A 2042-nucleotide genomic window follows, 5' to 3' on the forward strand; every position below is an offset into this window, starting at 1 on the left:
CTGTTCGACCAATCTAGTGGGACCAGCGGTCCGTTCACTCGGAGCGGGCCGGGTTCGGTGCGGCTCCGCCACCGGCACCGCCGCGTTGCTGCTCGCGAACAGAATCCTCAGCGCTGCGCGGGGAATTCGACGACCTGCGGGTAGGTGGGGCGGTTCTGCCAAGTGGCCTTGTCCTGCGCGATGCCGCCGATCTTGTGGTGGATCAGCGAGTCGGCGCACCACTGGTCGCCGGGTTCGCAGTCGCCGTCGCCGGGGTAGGTCTGCTCGGGCGGTTCGGCCTCGGCCGCGGCGAGCGTGTCCAGCAACGTCTGCCGGCATTCGCCGAGATCCCCGCCACCGCACAACGTCTGCTTGCCGTTGACCTCGGGGAACCCGCCAGGCACGGGTTCGCCGAGCGCGCCGCGGATGTTCTTCGACACCTGCCCGTACCAGCCGTCCAGGAACGCCGAGCCCTGGTGCTCCTGCCCGACGTGCTCGCCCGGCTGGGCGTTCTGCCAACCGGAAGGCGACTCGTTGATCTGCTCGGCCTCGGTGAGCGCCCGGAACGCGTCCGGCCCGACCGCGGGTTCGAAGATCCCCCGCGTCAGCAGCGGCCACCACGCGTCCATGAGCTTGATCGCTTCGGCGTGCTCGTACTCGTGGCTGCCCGGTTCGGTTTCGGTGCGCTTGCCGCCGTCGGCGAGCCAGGCGCGCAGCGACTCGATCCGCTGGGCCGTGCCCGGGTCGTTGACCGGCGCGGATTCAAGCACTCGCAGCAGATCCGGCAGCACGCGCTCGGCCTTGAGGTCGGTCAGCGCCGCGTCCTCCATGGCCTTGGTGAGGTCGGCGCGATCGACGTCACCTCGCTCGACCAGGTCCCGCACCCGCGAGTCGAGCAGGTCGCCGCGCTGCACCGCGCCCATGTTCGGCAGCGCACCGGCGGTTCCGGGCGCTTGCTTGTTGTTCCAGCTGATCAGGTAGTCCTGATCGACGACCTGCGGATGCTGCTCGGGCGGCGTGTAATCCGCGGTGTTGGTGTCCGGATTCCAGCCGCGCCAGTCGAACCCCGACCGCACCGGCATGTTCGAGTCCACATCGGACGGACGCTGCGGGTTGTCGCCCGAGTTGAAGTAGGCGGTGTGCGCGGCGTCGGCGTAGAACCAGTTGAACGTGTAGTTCACGTCCTGCGCGGCCCGCTGGAACGCCTGCGGCGAGGTGATCACGTTGGGATCGTTGAACTTCTGGAACCCGATGATGGAGTCCACCTCGTGCTTGAACGTGGAGCGCGCGGTGGTGTAGGCGACCGGTTTGCCGTCGATCGTGGCGCGATGCGTCACCGGCCCGTAGCGCGTGCGCAGCGATACCAGCCGGTAGGAGCCTTCCGAGGTGTCGTCGCCGAGGTTCGGTTCCCAGGAGTTGCGCCGCTCGACCTGCTCCATCGGCAGGCACTCGCCGCGGAACAGGTAGTGGCCGGAGTCCTTGGTCACCGGCCGCCCGTCCGGTTCGCACAGCTCGACGGCGTAGGTGTCGATCATGTCCTGCGCCGCGGTCGTCGCGCTCCACGAGTAGTCCTGGCCGCGGCCGAGCAGCGTGTAGAAGCTCAGGCCCGCGAACGACGCGCCCTTCGAGGAGATCCCCGGTCCCTGCAGCTCCTGCAAGGTCAGCAGCTGCGGGGCGAAATACCCGGTCTGCGGCCCGAAAACGGCCACCGGGTTGCCGCTTTCGGTGTGCGCGCCGGAAACGGCCAGCGCGTTGGACATGCCGCGCGGTTCGGCCATGTCCGCGGGCACCACGCCGTCGTCGAAGATGCCGCGCAGCGACTCCACCGGATCGATGTCCGAAGGCAGCGGGTGCTGGCGGGACTTCGGCTTGTCGGCCCCGCTGTCCGGATCGTTGGCCGATCCGGTCGGGTCGAAGACCTGTTGCTGCGGAGTCACCGAGCCCGGGTCCGGCAGCGCTTCGCCGCGCGGATCCTCCGGCGTCGTCGCATACGGGAACTGCTGTCCGTTGTGGACGGTCGAGATGGCTTCCGGGTCGTTCTCCGCGCGGAAGGTGCGCCACAC

1 protein-coding gene is annotated in these 2042 nt (G+C 69.0%); it reads right to left on the reverse strand.

What is annotated here, in order from left to right; translation table 11 throughout:
• Positions 1–107: 107 nt before the first annotated feature.
• The coding region (locus IJH84_RS20385; protein WP_295147656.1) for a penicillin acylase family protein at positions 108–2042 on the reverse strand (1935 nt) is incomplete at its 5' end.

The organism is Saccharopolyspora sp. (genome assembly GCF_017434145.1).
Classification (GTDB): Bacteria; Actinomycetota; Actinomycetes; order Mycobacteriales; family Pseudonocardiaceae; genus Saccharopolyspora_C; species Saccharopolyspora_C galaxeae.